Genomic DNA, 15,137 nt, shown 5'->3' on the forward strand with positions numbered 1-15,137 from the left:
GAATGACCCGACCATGCCGATCGCGTTCGCGTACACGTTGATCGTGTTGCTGCTCATCTCCAGCATCCTGCTGACCCTGCTCGTCCTGCTGCACCGCGGCAAGGGCGGCGGCATGTCCAGCATGTTCGGTGGCGGCGTCACTTCCAGCCTCGCCGGCTCCTCGGTCGCGGAGAAGAACCTGGACCGCTACACGGTGCTCGTGGGCGTCATCTGGTTCGCCTGCATCGTGGGCCTGGGCCTCTGGCTCAAGGTCGCGCAGGCGGGCTGAAACACATAGTTAACGTCCGCTTCCCAAGCGTTCGTTATCAGGTCTTCCTCCAGATGCTCCACGAGTCGTAGACTCTGCCGCGCGGTCCGGTCCGTCCGGGCCGCGCGGTTGTTTTCCACCGCTTTTATACCGCCGCTTTCCCCGGCGATGAAACGCCCTCGAGACAGGAGTGACTTCCGTGTCCAGTGGCAGTGCGATCCGCGGCAGTCGTGTCGGCTCCAGCCCGATGCGCCCTGACGAGCGCAGTGAGCCCGCCCCGCGGCGGGAGGTGACGTACTGGTGCGCCGCCGGACACCCCGTGGAGGTCCGCTTCGCGGCCGATGTGGTGCCCCCGGAGACGTGGGACTGCACCCGGTGCGGCCAGCCCGGCGGTCTCGACCGGGAGAAGCCTCCCGGCCGGATGCGCAGCGAGCCTTACAAGTCGCACCTGGCCTACGTCAAGGAGCGTCGCTCCGACGAGGACGGGGCGGCCATCCTGGCCGAGGCGCTGGCCAAGGTCCGGCAGCGCCGCGGCCGCAGCGAGTAGGACGCGTCACTCGGCCGTGCCCCGGCCGAGATAGGTGGCGGTGTCCGCGCCGGGCACCGGGAGCTCGACGAAGCCCAGCCGTCCGTAGAAGGCCCGGGCGCTGACGTTGGTCACCGCCATGCCCAGATGCACCCGCGGCACCCCGGCGGCGCGCAGGCCGGCCAGGAAGGCGCTGATCAGGCCGCGGCCCCAGCCCTGGCCCTGCCACTGCGGCAGCAGGTCGATGTGCAGGTGCGCGGGATAGTCGGCCAGCTCCGGCACGATCATGCGCTCCGGGTGCTCGTGCAGCCACAGCATGCCGTCCTCGCGGGTCACCGGCGGCTCCGCCGGGTGCGGGTAACGGCCGGCGGTCGCGGGCAGCCACTCGTCGCGGTACCGCTGCGCGAAGCGGGCCGTGTCGGCGGTGCCGAGCACGTAGCCCACGGCTGCGCCGGTGCCGTCGTCGAGGACGTACGCGTGTTCCGGCTCGAGCGCCACGTACGGCGCCGCGAAGATGTCGCCCATCAGGCGGTCGGACGAGTACTGCCCCCGGGCGTCACCCCCGGCGTCGGCGGTACGGACGCAGATGTCGTAAACGGCGTCGAGGTCGGCGGGACGGTACGCGCGGATCAAGGGCTGCACAGCCGCGAGTCTAGGTAACGGCAGCCTGTGACGGGCGTCACCGTGGCAGCGCCAACCTTCCGGGGCGCCGCGCGTCTACTCCTGCGAAGGATCACCCCCGACCGCACAGGAGTTCCGTGATGCGCCTGACCCGCCGTACCGCCTCGATCGCCACCGCCGCGACTGTCGTCGTCCTGGCCGGCGTGGTGACCGCTACCAGGGCCTTCGCGGACGAAGCGCCGGCGCCGGTGCCGGCGGTTACCAGCCCGGCCCCCGCCACGTCGCCGGCGCCTACCTCCAGCGCTGCTCCTGACGAGACGAGCGCCCCAGCAACGAGCCCTGTCCCGGCGGAGGAGTCGCCGGAGCCGGCCACCACGGCCGCGCCGGGCCCGTCACCGACGCGGGGCGGCGGCAAGCCCACCGCGTCCACCGTGCCGTCGCCGACCCGGGCGGGTGGCAAGCCGAGCGCGTCCACGGTGCCTTCGCCGACGGGGGTCAAGCCGAGCGCCACCCCGGTACCCTCGCCCACCCGGACCCGGCGCTGACCCACAGGACTGCCATGACCTTCGTCGTAGCGCTGCCGGCGCTCGTACCGCGCTGGCTGCGCTCGATGCTGTCCGGACGATCGGCGGCGGTGCGCGGCGAGGGCGCGGACGGGCCCCCGGCGATCAACGAGCTGTACCACGCCCGCCGGCTCAGCCTGGTGCGGCTGGCGGTGCTCATGGTCGACGACCTGCCCACCGCCGAGGACATCGTGCAGGACGTGTTCGCCGCCCTGTACCGGCGGCACGGGGCTGACCTGCGTACCGTGGCCGACCCGCACGCGTACCTCACGACCGGGGTGATGAACGCCGCGCGGTCGGCGCTGCGGCGCCGGCGCACCGCCCGCGCCTACGTCCCGCCGCGTCCGGGCCTCGCGCCGGCCGCCGAGGACGAGGTGCTGCTCGGCCAGGGCGATCGCGAGGTGCTGGCCGCGCTGGCCCGGCTCACCGTGCGGCAACGCCAGGTGGTGGTGCTGCGGTACTGGTCGGAGCTGTCCGAGCAGGAGATCGCCGAGGTGCTGCGGGTGTCCCGCGGCACGGTCAAGTCGACCGCGAGCCGCGCGCTGGGCATCCTGCGCGGCCTGCTGGGGGAGCGCCGATGAGCACGGACCTGGAGGATCGGGTGCGCCGGGCATTGTCCGCGCGGGCCGGTCAGATCACCCCCGGCAGCCTGCAGCCGGCCGTGCCGCCGACCGCGGCGGCGCCGGCCCGCCGGTCGTGGCGTCCCCGGTGGCGCTCGCTGCTGGTGGTCGCGGCCGTCGTGGTGGCGGTGGTCTTTTCGGTACGGCGGCCCGCCGGTGATCCGCCGCTGCCGGTCCCGAACGCCCCGGCCGCCACGGTGCCCTCGCCGTCGATCGCGCCCTCACCCAGCCCGACGTCGGTCTCCGAACCGGTCCCGTCGACCGTCGGCATCAGCGACTCGCCCCCGCCGCCGTCGGCCACGACCGCTCCGAGCGCCTCCCCGGGGCGGGTCGCGCCCGAGTCCATACCGCGGACGCCTGCCCGGACGCCCTGACCGGGCTCGTCAGGGCTGTCCCGCGTGGCCGCGCCGACCCCCGCGTGGCCGCGCCGGCCCCCGCGGCCTGACCCCGTGCTGGGCGGGCCCGGGCCGGTCAGCGCAGGCTGCGGGCCTTCGGGGGGACGTTGGCCGCCGCGGCCCGGTCCAGCAGCCACAGCGTCTTGTCGGTGCCGACCGCGCCCGCCGCCGGCAGCTGCTTGGGCCCGGCACCCTCGATCGCCATGCCGACCGGGGCCGCCTTGTCCTTGCCCGCGGCGATCAGCCAGACCTCCTCGGCCGTCTGGATCGTCGGCATGGTCAGCGAGATCCGGGTCGGCGGCGGCTTCGGACTGTTGTGCACCGCCGCGACCGTGCCGGTCTCGTAACCGCCTGGGTGCTCCGGGAAGATCGACGCCACGTGCCCGTCCTCGCCGACGCCGAGCATCAGCACGTCGAAGTGCGGCAGCTCGGAGCTGCCCGGCTTGGCCGCCGCGGCCAGCTCGCGGGCGTAGCGGGCGGCGGCAGCCTTGGCGTCGTCGCCGTCCGGCCCGTCGGACGGGGGCATGGCGTGCACGCGGGCGGGGTCCAGCGGCAGCGCGTCCAGCAGCGCCTCGCGGGCCTGGGTCTCGTTGCGGTCCTGGTCACCGGCGGGCAGGAAGCGCTCGTCGCCCCACCACAGGTCGACCCGGGACCAGTCGACCGCGTCCGAGGCCGGCAGCTCTTTGACCGAACGCAGCACCTTGGCCGCCACCCGGCCGCCGGTCAGCACGACGCTGGCCCAGCCGCGCTCGGCCTGCGCGTCGATGATCTTGATGACCAGCCGCGCCGCCACCGTCGACGCCAGGATGTCGGCGTCGGGAACCACCACCACAACGGTCTCGCTCATGAAGCCCCTCGTCACCGGAGAAAGGGGCCACCCGCCGAGTCGGCGAGCGGCCCCCACGATCTTAGAGCGTCAGGCGGCGGAGCCACCCGGGCCCGCGAAGGCACCGGCCGCGTCGCCCGCCTGGGCCGCCTGCATCGGGTCCTTCCACACGTGTACGCGCATAGCCGGCTTGCTGTCCAGCCCCGCGATACCGGCCATGGCCCCCAGCGCCTCGCCGTAGATCTGGTCGGCGTCCAGCCGGCGCAGCTCCTCGGCGAGCTCGTCACCGACGGGTCGCTTCGGCAGCGGCATGTACCGGTCTTCCTGGCCGGTGCGGCTGAACAGCGCGGTGCCCTCGTCCCGGGTCACCCGGACGCAGTCACCGTTGGCGCACTGGAGCTCCACCGAGTGCATCCGCGGCGAACGGTCGGTGTGCTCCCACGCCGGGTCGATGCCCAGCCGCGACTTCAGCCAGCCCTGCATCAGCGCGGCGGTCGGGTCGTTGAGCGGCGCCACGATGGTCGCGCCGGTGACCCGCTCGTCGGTGGTGTCGAACGCGCCGGCCACCAGAGTGCGCCAGAGCGTGATCCGGGTCCAGGTGAGGTCGGTGTCGCCGGGGGCGTAGTCCTTGGCCCGCTGGCGCAGCGCGGCCACCGGGTCCGGCGCGAGCTTGCAGTCGGTGATGCGCCGGTCGGCCACCACGCCCAGGAAGTCGTTGGCGATGACGTCCGGCGGCTCGCTGTGCCACCAGGTCACCACGGGCACGTCCGGGGCGAGCAGCGGCATGACGACCGACTCGGCGTGCAGGGCCAGGCGGCCGTACATGCGCATCACGACGGCCTCGGCCGGGCCCAGCCGGCCGCCCACCACGATCTCCGCGTCCAGCCGGCTGCGGCCCTCGAGGTCCGAGCGGACCACGATGAGCAGGCGGCAGGGGTGCGCGGACGCCGCGATGGTCGCGGCGGCCTCGGCCTCGCGGACCTTCTTCTCCTCCACGACGGCGACCAGGGTCAGGGCGAGGCCGCTGGCCACACCACCCGCGCTGCGCCGTTCGGCCGCGAGAGCCTTGACGACCTCGTTACCCGTGGTGTCCCACAGCCCGATCATGCTCGCCTCCAGGCACGGCCCTCGCGGGCCAACATCTCGTCGGACGCCCGCGGGCCCCACTCACCGGAGCGGTACGGCTCCGGCTTGGTCCCGGCCCAGGCGGCCTCCAGCGGGTCGATGACCTGCCAGCTCTGCTCGATCTCGGCTGCGTCCGGGAACAGCGTCCGGTCGCCGACCAGCACGTCGAGCACGAGCCGCTCGTACGCCTCCGGGCTGGACTCGGTGAACGCCTCGCCGTACTGGAAGTCCATCGCGATGTCGCGGACCTCCATCGTGGTGCCCGGCACCTTGGAACCGAACTTGAGCACCACGCCCTCGTCCGGCTGCACCCGGATGACCAGCTGGTTGTTGCCCAGCATCTCCACGTCGGCCGGGTCGAACGGCAGGTGCGGCGCCTTCTTGAACATGATGGCGATCTCGGTGACCCGCCGCGGCATCCGCTTGCCGACGCGGACGAAGAACGGCACCTCGGCCCAGCGTCTGTTCTGGATGCCGAGCCGGACGGCCACGTACGTCTCCGTGGTGGAGTCCGGCGGGATGTTGGCTTCCTCGAGGTAGCCGACCGCGCGCTCACCGGCGACCCAGCCGGGCAGATACTGCCCGCGGACCGAGCCCTTGGCGATGTCGGCGGGCAGGCTGATGGCCTTGAGGACCTTCAGCTTCTCGGCGCGTACGTCATTGGGGTCGAAGCTCGTCGGCTCCTCCATGCCCACCAGCGCGAGCAGCTGCAGCAGGTGGTTCTGCAGCACGTCGCGGGCGGCGCCGGAGGCGTCGTAGAACGCCGCCCGGGTGCCGATGCCGACGTCCTCGGCCATGGTGATCTGCACCGAGTCGACGTACTTGGAATTCCACACCGGCTCGAACAGGTTGTTCGCGAAGCGCAGGGCCAGGATGTTCTGGACCGTCTCCTTGCCGAGGTAGTGGTCGATGCGGAACACGTCGGCCGGGGTGAAGACCTCGTCGACCAGCTTGTTCAGCGCCATCGCGGTCTTCAGGTCGTTGCCGAACGGCTTCTCGACCACCACCCGGCGCCAGCCGCCGGACTTGGCGTTGTCGGCCATCCCGGTGCGGGCCAGCTGGTTGAGCACCAACGGGAACGCGGCCGGCGGGATGGAGAAGTAGAAGGCGGCGTTGCCCGCGATGCCGTTGCGCTCACGCAGGTCGTCCAGCGTGGTCGCCAGGTGGTCGAAGGCGGCGTCGTCGTCGAACGAGCCCGGCACGAACTGGAACTGGCTGGCCAGCCTGGTCCAGACGTCCTCACGCCACGGGGTCCGGGCGCCCTTCTTGGCCGCCTCGTAGGCCAGCGACTCGAAGTCGCCGTCGCCCCAGTCGCGGCGGGCGAAGCCCAGGACCACGAAGCCGGGCGGCAGCAGACCCCGGTTGGCCAGGTCGTAGACCGCCGGGATGAGTTTCTTTCGGGACAGGTCGCCCGTGACTCCGAAGATCACCAGAGCGCAGGGCTCGGGGATCCTGGGAAGCCGTCGGTCCTGTGCGGTACGCAGCGGATTACCCACGAGTCCCATCCTGCCAGCTTTTTGGTGTCCCGCAGCGTTACGGCCAAGGGTCAGTGCCGCAACATCTCGGCGGCGGTGAGGACCTGGCGGATGCCGCCGGGCCGGTCGGTGAGGTGCAGGTGCAGCAGCGGACGGCCCCGGCCGGCCAACGCCTGACGGTCGCCGGCGGCCCGGGCCGCCTGCAGACCGCCGAGCGTGCGCTCCTGGCCCGGCACCGCGACGTCGCCGGTGACCGCGCCGGTGATCTGCAGAAACGAGCCGTGCAGCGGCCCGCCGCGGTGGTACGAGCCCCAGCCGAAGCCCGCCGGGCGGCCACTCGCCGCGGAGAGCAGGGGCCCCAACCGGGTCACCTCGGCGTCGCCGGTGCGGTCCAGGAAGGCGTGGATGCGGAGCTGATCGTCCACCTCGGCGAGCAGCTCACGCAGCGCGCCGGCGAGGTCCGTGGCAGAGCCAGTGGTGAAGATCTCCACGGCGCCCTCGACGAAGGACGGTGCCGCGGGCGCGGGATCGGCGGCCTCGGCGGGGAAGTCACGGAACGGGTCGACGCCGCGTACGTGCGCGGCGATCGCGACCGCGTACGGCCAGGCGAGGAAGTGGGCGCCCAGCGGGCCGTTGACGGCCACCATCGGGCCGGCGGCGTCGGCCAGCACCGCGGCCGGCGCCAGACTGCCGCCGTAGGTCACGGTGAGGGCGTCGCCGGGCGCGTCCTGCGGGGTCCCGGCAATGGTCACCGGCAGGCCCAGGCCCCCGGTGAGCAGGTCGGCGGCCCACTCGCCGAGCTCCAGGCCGGAGCCGTCGGGCACGAGCAGGATCCGCTCGGCGGCGGCCAGGGCGACCCCCAGGGCCAGGGCGGGATTGTCGTCGTCGGCGGCCAGCGACGGTGCGAACAGCTCGGCCTGGTCGATCAGCTCGGCGACGTCCACCCCGGCGAAAGCGGCGGGCACCAGAGTGGCGGCACCGAGTGCGCCGGGCTCGGCGGGGACGGTCACCGCGCCGGCCGCCTCCAGCTCCGGCAGCGGTCCGCCCAGCACCACGAAATGCCGTCCCGCCTCGGCCGCGGTCAGGCCCAGATCGCGGTACGCCTGCCAGAGCACGCTGCCCAGAACCTCGTCGGCCAGCACCACGACGGTGCGGCGCAGCAGGGCGGGGTCGTCGAGCAGGGCGCGGACAGGGTGCGGATCCGGATCGTCCAGCACGGTCAGTGGCCGGCCCAGCGTGCGGGCGACGGCCCCGGCGGCCCGGCCGGGACCGGTCAGCACCACATTGCTGAGATCGCCGAGCTCCTCGTGCAGCTCGGCGATCAGGGGAAGCAGCTCGGCCCCGCCCCGGTACGCGTCCAGGAAGCGGAGCCGGTCGAGTGCCCGCCCCTCGGCGGCGGGCCCCCACAGGGTGGGGTCCTTGCCGGCGAGCAGGCCGGGAACGCCGTGCGCGACCAGCTCGCGGCGGGAAGCCGTCGCCGGGCTGCCGTGAACGGCGAACCCCGCGGCGGCCTCCACGCCCGCGAGCAGGTCATCGGTCACTTAGCGGCGTCGCTCGGGCTGTCCGAACCCTTCGCGGCGGCGGCCAGTGACTTCTTCACGTCTTCGAGCAGCTCGGCCCAGCTGGCCTCGAACTTCTCGACACCCTCGTCCTCGAGGACCCGGAAAACGTCGGTCAGGTCGACACCGGCCGCGGCGACGTCGTCCATCACCTTCTGCGCCTGGGTGTACGAGCCGGTGACCGTGTCGCCGCGGGTCTCCCCGTGGTCCTCGAACGCCTTGATGACCGACTCCGGCATGGTGTTCACCGTGCCGGGAGCGATCAGCTCCTCGACGTAGATGGTGTCCTTGTAGTCCGGGTTCTTCGTGCCGGTCGAGGCCCAGAGCGGCCGCTGCGGGAGGGCACCCGCGTCGGCCAGCGCCTGCCAGCGGTCGGAGCTGAAGACCTCGGCGTACGCCTGGTACGCGAGCTGCGCGTTGGCCACCGCGGCCTTGCCCCGCAGCGCCTTGGCCTCCTCGCTGCCGATCTTGTCGAGCCGCTTGTCGATCTCGGTGTCCACCCGGGACACGAAGAACGAGGCGACCGAACCGATCTTGGTGAGGTCGTGGCCGTTGGCCTTGGCCTGCTCCAGGCCGGCCAGGAACGCGTCCATGACGGCCCGGTAGCGCTCCAGCGAGAAGATCAGCGTCACGTTGACGCTGATGCCCGCGGCCAGCGTCGAGGTGATCGCCGGCAGGCCCGCCTGGGTCGCCGGGATCTTGATGTAGAGGTTCGGCCGGTCGACCAGCCACCACAGCGTCTTGGCCTCGGAGGCGGTCTTCTCGGTCAGGTGCGCGCTGCGCGGGTCCACCTCGATGGACACCCGGCCGTCGACACCGTTCGACGCGTCGTACGCCGGCTTCATCACGTCACACGCCCAGCGCACGTCGTACGACGTCAGCAGGCGTACGGCCTCTTCGACCGTGACCTCCTGCGCAGCCAGGTCCTTCAGCTGCTTGTCGTACGCCTCCGCGTCGGCCAGCGCCTTCGCGAAGATGGACGGGTTCGTGGTCACACCGACCACGTGCTGCTCGCGCCGCATCTTGTCGAGCGAGCCGGTCTCGAGCCGGACGCGGGAGAGGTCGTCGAGCCATACCGCCACACCTGCGGCGGAAAGCTCTGCCAGCCTGTCGGTCATCGCTACTCCTCAGTTTCCGGTCGTGTGACCGGTGATTTCGCCGACCTTGGCGAGGGCGGCGTTGGCCTTGGCCACCACGTTGTCCGCGGTGAACCCGAACTGCTCGAACAGCACCTTGGCGGGGGCGCTGGCGCCGTAGTGCTCGATGCTGACCGCCTCGCCGGCCTCGCCCAGCAGGCGGTCCCAGCTCATCCGGATGCCGGCCTCGACCGTCACCCGGGCCTTGACGCCGCGCGGCAGGACCTGCTGCTGGTACGCCGTGTCCTGCTCGAAGAACCACTCCTGGCAGGGCATCGACACGACCCGGGTCGGGGTGCCCTCGGCCTCCAGCCGCTCCTGCGCGGTGAGGCAGATGGACAGCTCGGAGCCGGTGCCAATGAGGATGACCTTGGGCTCGCCGCCAGTCGCGTCGGAGATGACGTAACCGCCCTTGAGGGTGCCCTCAGCCGAGGCGTACTTGCTGCGGTCGATGGTCGGCAGGTTCTGCCGGGACAGCGCCAGCGCGGTCGGCCGGTCGGTGTGCTCCAGGGCGCCGCGCCAGGCCCACGCGGTCTCGTTGGCGTCGGCCGGGCGGACCACGTCGAGGCCGACGATGGCGCGCAGCGCGGACAGCGTCTCGATCGGCTGGTGCGTCGGGCCGTCCTCGCCCAGGCCGATGGAGTCGTGCGTCCACACGTACGTGACCGGCAGCTTCATCAGCGCGGACAGCCGGACGGCGCCGCGCATGTAGTCGCTGAAGACCAGGAACGTGCCGCCGTACGGGCGGGTGCCGCCGTGCGCCACGATGCCGTTGAGGATCGAGCCCATGCCGTGCTCGCGGATGCCGAAGTGCAGCGTGCGGCCGTACTCGTGACCCGGGAACGCCTTGGTGGCGTACTCGCTCGGGATGAACGAGGGCTCGCCCTTCATGGTGGTGTTGTTGCTCTCGGCCAGGTCGGCCGAGCCGCCCCACAGCTCGGGCAGCACCGGCGCCAGCGCGTCGAGGACCTTGCCGGAGGCGGCGCGGGTGGCGATGCCCTTGGCGTCGGCGGGGAACTCGGGCAGCGCCTCGTGCCATCCCTGCGGCAGCGTACGGGTCGAGAGCCGGTCGAAGAGGGCCTTGCCCTCGGCGTTGCTCGCGGCCCAGGCCTCGAAGGACTTGTCCCACTCGGCGTGCAGGGCGCGGCCGCGCTCGACGACCTGGCGGGCGTGCTGCAGGACCTCGTCGGCGACGTCGAAGGTCTTGTTCGGGTCGAAGCCGAGGATCTCCTTGGTCGCGCGGACCTCGTCCTCACCCAGCGCGGAACCGTGGATCTTGCCGGTGTTCTGCTTGTTCGGCGCGGGCCAGCCGATGATCGTCTTGAGCACGATGAAGGTGGGCCGGTCGGTGACCTCCTGGCCCGCCTTGATCGCCGCGTACAGCGCCTCGACGTCCTCCTGGTACTCGGTGCCCTTGTCCGGGTCACCCTTGCGCCAGTCGACGTGCCGGACGTCCCAGCCGTAGGCCGCGTACCGGCCGCCGACGTCCTCGTTCTTGGCGATCCGGGTGTCGTCCTCGATGGAGATCTCGTTGTCGTCGTAGATCAGCGTGAGGTTGCCGAGCTTCTGCACGCCGGCGATGGCGCTCGACTCGTGGCTCACGCCCTCCTCGATGTCGCCGTCGGAGCACAGCGCGTACACGTTGTGGTCGAACAGCGAGTCACCGTCGGCGTTCGGGTCGAACAGGCCGCGCTCGCGGCGGGCGGCCATGGCCATCCCGACCGCGTTGCCGATGCCCTGGCCGAGCGGGCCGGTGGTGACCTCGACGCCGGGGGTGTGGCCGTACTCCGGGTGCCCGGGGGTCAGCGAGCCCCACTGGCGCAGCGCGGCCAGGTCGTCCAGCGCCAGGCCGTAGCCGGAGAGATAGAGCTGGATGTAGAGGGTGAGGCTGGAGTGGCCACAGGAGAGAACGAAGCGGTCCCGGCCGGCCCAGTGCGGATCCGTCGGGTCATGGCGCATGACCCGGTTGAAGAGCAGGTACGCGGCGGGCGCGAGGCTCATCGCCGTGCCGGGGTGGCCGTTACCGGATTTCTCGACGGCGTCCATGGCCAGCACCCGGACGGTGTCGACCGCCCGGCGGTCTAGGTCGGACCAGTTCAAATCGTCTTTGGCAGCCACGTCGGTTGCGCTCCTCGGGCATGGTGTGTCGAATCCTTTTGACTTGACCCTATCCATTCCCGGTAAACCCCCGCCCGGGGAACGGCACAGGCCCATACGCTGAGAGCGGACAGTGAACCTTGCGGCCTGTGACGCCGTACACCCGTGCCGGGTCGACCGGAGGGCGCCCCGGGCTGCGCGTAGTCTGATCGAACGTGCCGGCCGGTCCCCATCGGCCACGGCTCTGTTCCACACCCTCGCCGATGCCGGAAGGTGGCTGTCCGTGAGCATGATCACCGAGCGTCCCGACCAGGGGCGGTCGCCCGGTCTTCTCGAGGCGGTCCCGCCCACGGCGGGCCGGCCGGGAGGTCGCCGCGACATCGGCGCCGTGGTGAAGGCGTACGTCTCGCTGACCAAGCCGCGGATCGTCGAGCTGCTGCTGGTGACCACGATCCCGGCGATGATGCTCGCCGCGGGCGGCTGGCCCAGCCTGTGGCTGATGGCGGTCGTGCTGGTCGGCGGCTCCCTGGCGGCCGGCGCGGCGAGCGCGCTGAACTGCTACATCGACCGCGACATCGACCAGCTGATGCGGCGCACCAAGCGGCGCCCGCTGCCGGCGCACACGGTCACCCCGCGCTCGGCACTGATCTTCGGCCTGGTGCTGGCGGTGGTGTCGGTCGTGCTGATGGGCGCCTTCACCAACTGGCTCGCCACGGCGATGACGGCGGCGTCCATCTTCTACTACGACGTGGTCTACACGCTGTGGCTGAAGCGGCGTACCCCGGCGAACACCTTCTGGGGCGGCATCTGCGGGGCGGCCCCGGTGCTGATCGGCTGGGCCGCGGTGACGGGCTCGGTGGCCCCGCTGGGCTGGGCGCTTTTTGCGGTTGTGTTCTTTTGGCAGATGCCGCATTTCTATGCCCTGGCCATCAAGTACAAGGACGACTACGCCCGCGCCGGCATCCCGATGCTGCCCGTGGTGCGCTCGGCCGGCCGGGTCAACGCCGAGATCCTGATCTTCACGGTGCTGATGCTGGTGGCGTCCCTGGCGGCGTGGCCGCTGGGCCTGGGCCCGATCTACGGCGTCACGGCGGTGCTGTCGGGCGCGATCTTCCTGTCCGAGGCGGTGCGGCTGGTGCTGCGCTCACGGCGCGGGGAGCCGCTCAAGCCGATGCGGCTGTTCCACTGGTCGTACACGTATCTGACGATTCTGTTCATCGCGGTGGCGGTCGACGCACTCGTCTGAGTGGTGGCAATGCGTGATGACATTCACGCACGTCGCACAGAATGCCCGTTATTTGCGTTAGCGAGGTCACGCTCCGTACCCCGTTAGGTGGAACCTGACCGGGGGTGCAATTCGGGCAGTATCGGTCGAAAACAATGTCCGTAGCGCTTAAACCCGCAGGTAATTGCCATCACAAAAACGCACTGGGTGTGCTTGCCAAGGCCGGAAGTCTGCCTAGGCTGCGAGTCATGGCAGAAGGTTCCGATACGACACTGACCGCCGACATCAAGTCGTTCGCCGTCGGCCACGGCGGCGCGAAGGCGGTCATCGAGTACGTCGGCAAGCGGGGCGCCCGCATCGTCCTGGTCGGCGAGGACGGCGAGTGGACCGACCAGTTCGCCGCCGACGGCACCGACGTCGCCCGCAAGGCATGCGAAACAGCAGGCGTCGAAGTGGAAAACGCATGGGAGCGGGAGCTCATGGAGCAGATGCGCCCGAGCAACGACCTGTGGCGCTCGATGTCCCGCCGAAGCATGGCGCGCTGAGCCCGGGGTTACTCCGCCTCCTCACATACAGTCCTTGTCCGTTACAGCGGCCCGGAAACTTTCCGGGCCGCTTTCGTATGTCCGGGGTCTTGGGGCGAGGGCGTCCGGTCGTCGGCGGGTGGGGGCGCGAGCCGGCCGAACGCCCAGCACAGCACCGCTGAGCTTGGTAAGAACGGTCAAGCGACCGCCCACCCCACGCTGGCAGGCTCAGGGACGTGAATCCGTCCGACACCTTCGCGGTGTTTCTCTCCGGGGTCGCCGACTGCCTCGACGACCACGAGGTCGACAGCGACGCCCTGGCCGGCCGGCTGCACCTTTCCCGTTCGCACCTTGATCGGCTGGTTGCCGCCGCCTCAGGTGAGACCCCGGCCCGGTTCCGGCGCCGGGTGCTGCTAGAGCGCGCCGCCTTCCGCCTGCTCGACACCCACACCGGAATCCTCGACGTCGCCGTCGAGGCCGGCTATGGCTCCCACGAAGCGTTCACGAGAGCTTTCACCCGCGCGTACGGCCTGACGCCGCAGGCGTGGCGCCAAGCTCCCACCGCCGTGCTGCTCGCTGCACCCAGCGGGGTGCATTTTCATCCGCCGGCGGGCCTGAGGATGCCCGCCCGCCACCACAACGAAGGAAGCGAGGCGAGTTCGATGGATCTGGTCAGCAAGATGGTCGAGCACCATGTCTGGTTGCTCGGGGAACTGGTCACCCAGGCCGGCGCCGTGGACGGCCGCCTCCTGGACCGGCCGGTGCCGGCGGCCGGGCAGGTGGACGACGATCCCACGGTGCGTTCGCTGCTGTCGCGGCTCATCGGTCAGATGGACATGTGGAACCGGGCTCTCGCGCTACGCGACTACGACTGGGAGGTCGAGCGGAATGAGAGCTTGGCCGGCATGCGGGACCGGCTCGGGGAGGTGGGTCCGGCTTTCCTGACCCACGTACGGCGGGCCGTCGCTGAGGGCCGGCTCGATGACACCTTCGTGCATGCGCAGTGCAGTCCGCCGCAGGTCTACACGTACGGCGGGCTCATCGCTCATGTGCTCACGTTCGCTGCCTACCGCCGCACCGTTGTGGTCGGGGCGCTCGCGGATGCCGGGGTGGGCGATTTGAACTTCGGCGACCCGCGGGACTGGGTGGCCGAGCACTGAAGTCAGGCGACGGGCTCGGGGATCGCGGCCGGGACGGGTGGGGCGCTCTGCGGTGACTCGTGGAACGGGCGTTCGCGCAGGCTCCACAGCACGCTCAGCGTCGCCACCCAGACCAGGCAGGCGCCGAGCATGTGGGCTCCCACCAGGATCACCGGCAGGTGGGTGAAGTACTGGACGAAGCCGATCAGGCCCTGGGACAGCTCGACCACGATCAGGACGCCTGCCGCCCGGATCGCCGGGGCCGGGGCCTTCACCGCGCGCAGCGCGAACCACAGGCCCACTGACAGCCCGATCAGCAGGAACACCAGGTCGGCGTGGGCCTGGGAGATCGTGGCCGGGTCCAGGCCGTTGCGCTTGGCGTTCTCGTCGCCGGCGTGCGGGCCGCTGCCCGTGACGATCACGCCGACCACGATCACGGCCCCGCTGACCAGGGCGGTCAGCCGGGCCAGGGTCGGCAGCGGGGTCCGGACCAGGGTGCGGCGGGGGCGGTCGCCCTCCCGGGTGCGTTTCCAGAGCGCGTACGTGGTCGCGATCAGCGCCATCGAGAGCAGGAAGTGCAGGCCGACCACCCACGGGTTCAGGTCGGTCAGCACCGTGATCCCGCCGATCACGCCCTGGCCGGGGATGCCCAGCCCCGCCGCCAGGGCCAGCAGGATCAGCGATCGGCGCCGGGGCTTCTGCCGCAGGGCCGCGATGAAACAGGCCAGAGCGATCAGGCCCAGCACGATGCCGAGCACCCGGTTGCCGAACTCGATGACGCCGTTGATGCCCATCTCCGGGGTCGTCGTGTACGACTCCTCGGTGCATTTGGGCCAGGTGGGGCAGCCGAGGCCCGATCTGGTCAGGCGGACCGCCGCGCCCGTGACCACCAGGCCGATGTTGGCGATCAGCGAGGCCAGGGCCAGTCGGCGCAGCAGGGTGCCATTGCTCACCTCTGGCATCGTACGCCGGAATTTGATCTTGATTGAGCGCGCCCGGGGCACGCGGTGTCCTGGATCACCAGGGTGCCGGTTTGCAGGGACTCCAGGAATTACGTAA

Annotated in this window: 16 protein-coding genes; 6 read left to right on the forward strand and 10 right to left on the reverse strand. The window is 71.3% G+C overall.

The genetic code is table 11. From position 1 onward, the window contains the following. Nucleotides 1-13: 13 nt before the first annotated feature. Nucleotides 14-268, forward strand: coding sequence for a preprotein translocase subunit SecG (gene secG / locus ACQP2Y_RS10790; protein ID WP_360547801.1), 255 nt, complete (start codon nucleotides 14-16; stop codon nucleotides 266-268). 178 nt (nucleotides 269-446) lie between these two features. Further along, complete coding sequence (locus tag ACQP2Y_RS10795; RefSeq protein WP_203763021.1) at nucleotides 447-794, forward strand: RNA polymerase-binding protein RbpA; 348 nt, start codon at nucleotides 447-449, stop codon at nucleotides 792-794. Between the two features lie 6 nt (nucleotides 795-800). Here ACQP2Y_RS10795 and ACQP2Y_RS10800 read toward each other — a convergent pair whose 3' ends face one another. Together ACQP2Y_RS10800 and ACQP2Y_RS10805 are read right to left on the reverse strand one after the other, a co-directional pair. Further along, a complete protein-coding gene (locus ACQP2Y_RS10800) occupies nucleotides 801-1,415 on the reverse strand; it encodes a GNAT family N-acetyltransferase (protein ID WP_433726864.1) in 615 nt (204 codons plus the stop codon). Nucleotides 1,416-1,506: 91 nt separating this feature from the next. Then, a complete protein-coding gene (locus tag ACQP2Y_RS10805; RefSeq protein ID WP_433726866.1) occupies nucleotides 1,507-1,905 on the reverse strand; it encodes a hypothetical protein in 399 nt (132 codons plus the stop codon). A 48-nt stretch (nucleotides 1,906-1,953) separates the two neighbouring features. Here ACQP2Y_RS10805 and ACQP2Y_RS10810 point away from each other — a divergent pair, with 48 nt between their 5' ends. Beyond that, the gene (locus tag ACQP2Y_RS10810; RefSeq protein WP_433726868.1) at nucleotides 1,954-2,538 is read left to right on the forward strand and encodes an RNA polymerase sigma factor; all 585 of its coding nucleotides are present in this window, start codon (nucleotides 1,954-1,956) and stop codon (nucleotides 2,536-2,538) included. Nucleotides 2,539-2,587: 49 nt separating this feature from the next. Here ACQP2Y_RS10810 and ACQP2Y_RS10815 read toward each other — a convergent pair whose 3' ends face one another. From ACQP2Y_RS10815 to tkt, 7 genes are all read right to left on the reverse strand, one after another. Then, nucleotides 2,588-2,923 (reverse strand): hypothetical protein, encoded by a 336-nt coding sequence (locus ACQP2Y_RS10815; RefSeq protein WP_433726870.1) that lies wholly within the window; start codon nucleotides 2,921-2,923, stop codon nucleotides 2,588-2,590. A 125-nt stretch (nucleotides 2,924-3,048) separates the two neighbouring features. Then, entirely contained in the window at nucleotides 3,049-3,819 is a 771-nt protein-coding gene (gene pgl / locus ACQP2Y_RS10820) for a 6-phosphogluconolactonase (RefSeq protein ID WP_433726872.1), read from the reverse strand. Between the two features lie 69 nt (nucleotides 3,820-3,888). After that, nucleotides 3,889-4,905, reverse strand: coding sequence for a glucose-6-phosphate dehydrogenase assembly protein OpcA (locus tag ACQP2Y_RS10825; RefSeq protein ID WP_433726874.1), 1,017 nt, complete (start codon nucleotides 4,903-4,905; stop codon nucleotides 3,889-3,891). Further along, the gene (gene zwf, locus ACQP2Y_RS10830; RefSeq protein ID WP_360547787.1) at nucleotides 4,902-6,419 is read right to left on the reverse strand and encodes a glucose-6-phosphate dehydrogenase; all 1,518 of its coding nucleotides are present in this window, start codon (nucleotides 6,417-6,419) and stop codon (nucleotides 4,902-4,904) included. Before zwf ends, ACQP2Y_RS10825 begins: the two co-directional genes overlap by 4 nt. 50 nt (nucleotides 6,420-6,469) lie before the next feature. Further along, nucleotides 6,470-7,939, reverse strand: coding sequence for a glucose-6-phosphate isomerase (locus ACQP2Y_RS10835; RefSeq protein WP_433726876.1), 1,470 nt, complete (start codon nucleotides 7,937-7,939; stop codon nucleotides 6,470-6,472). Further along, nucleotides 7,936-9,075 (reverse strand): transaldolase, encoded by a 1,140-nt coding sequence (gene tal, locus ACQP2Y_RS10840; RefSeq protein WP_433726878.1) that lies wholly within the window; start codon nucleotides 9,073-9,075, stop codon nucleotides 7,936-7,938. The genes ACQP2Y_RS10835 and tal overlap by 4 nt, the downstream gene beginning before the upstream one ends. Before the next feature lie 9 nt (nucleotides 9,076-9,084). Next, the gene (gene tkt, locus ACQP2Y_RS10845; protein ID WP_433731892.1) at nucleotides 9,085-11,139 is read right to left on the reverse strand and encodes a transketolase; all 2,055 of its coding nucleotides are present in this window, start codon (nucleotides 11,137-11,139) and stop codon (nucleotides 9,085-9,087) included. 334 nt (nucleotides 11,140-11,473) lie between these two features. Here tkt and ACQP2Y_RS10850 point away from each other — a divergent pair, with 334 nt between their 5' ends. From ACQP2Y_RS10850 to ACQP2Y_RS10860, 3 genes are all read left to right on the forward strand, one after another. Further along, nucleotides 11,474-12,436 (forward strand): heme o synthase, encoded by a 963-nt coding sequence (locus ACQP2Y_RS10850; protein ID WP_433726880.1) that lies wholly within the window; start codon nucleotides 11,474-11,476, stop codon nucleotides 12,434-12,436. 227 nt (nucleotides 12,437-12,663) lie between these two features. Then, nucleotides 12,664-12,960 (forward strand): hypothetical protein, encoded by a 297-nt coding sequence (locus ACQP2Y_RS10855; protein WP_203763057.1) that lies wholly within the window; start codon nucleotides 12,664-12,666, stop codon nucleotides 12,958-12,960. A gap of 215 nt (nucleotides 12,961-13,175) precedes the next feature. Further along, nucleotides 13,176-14,099 (forward strand): helix-turn-helix transcriptional regulator, encoded by a 924-nt coding sequence (locus ACQP2Y_RS10860; RefSeq protein ID WP_433726882.1) that lies wholly within the window; start codon nucleotides 13,176-13,178, stop codon nucleotides 14,097-14,099. Between the two features lie 2 nt (nucleotides 14,100-14,101). Here ACQP2Y_RS10860 and ACQP2Y_RS10865 read toward each other — a convergent pair whose 3' ends face one another. After that, nucleotides 14,102-15,040 (reverse strand): COX15/CtaA family protein, encoded by a 939-nt coding sequence (locus ACQP2Y_RS10865; RefSeq protein WP_433726884.1) that lies wholly within the window; start codon nucleotides 15,038-15,040, stop codon nucleotides 14,102-14,104. Between the last annotated feature and the right edge of the window lie 97 nt (nucleotides 15,041-15,137).

It is taken from the genome of Actinoplanes sp. CA-051413, assembly GCF_050955795.1.
Taxonomy (GTDB): Bacteria; Actinomycetota; Actinomycetes; order Mycobacteriales; family Micromonosporaceae; genus Actinoplanes.